Source organism: Stenotrophomonas sp. STEN030 (genome assembly GCF_056759995.1).
In genome coordinates this window covers 1-429 of sequence record NZ_JBRREB010000122.1, presented here as the reverse complement: position 1 = coordinate 429, position 429 = coordinate 1, and the positions used below count along the sequence as shown (strand labels likewise).

At 50.6% G+C, this 429-nt stretch carries 1 rRNA gene; it reads right to left on the bottom strand.

Annotation, left to right across the window (positions count from 1 at the left end):
* Positions 1-328: 328 nt before the first annotated feature.
* Positions 329-429: ribosomal RNA gene (rrf, locus tag ACVOLR_RS20050) — 5S ribosomal RNA — on the bottom strand; the annotation flags it as partial.

The window sequence follows — 429 nt, the reverse complement described above, 5'->3', positions numbered from 1 at the left end:
ATACTTTCAAAGAACTTCGAATCAGGCCTCAGCGCCTTCTTCGTAGGCTGCGACGTTTCCGTCGTAGCGAGCCGCCCATTATATGGTGGCTTTTCTGCTTCGTCAACACCTTTTTGAGAGGCTGTTGACTTGGCGGCTTCAAGGTTGGCCCGAAGGCTTTTCGTCGAAGCGATCCGCCTATTATGGCAGGCTTTTTGTTTCCGTCAACACCTTATTTGATGAACTTGAAGTTCTTCGTGAAGTTGTTGAGCTAACCCAGGCTCAAAAACACCTAGCTTACATAAAAAGACAAACCCCGCTGCGTGAGCAGCGGGGTTTTTAGATAAAACCCTGACGATGACCTACTCTCGCACAGCTTAGGCTGCACTACCATCGGCGCGGCTACGTTTCACTTCCGAGTTCGGGATGGGATCGGGTGGTTCCATAGCG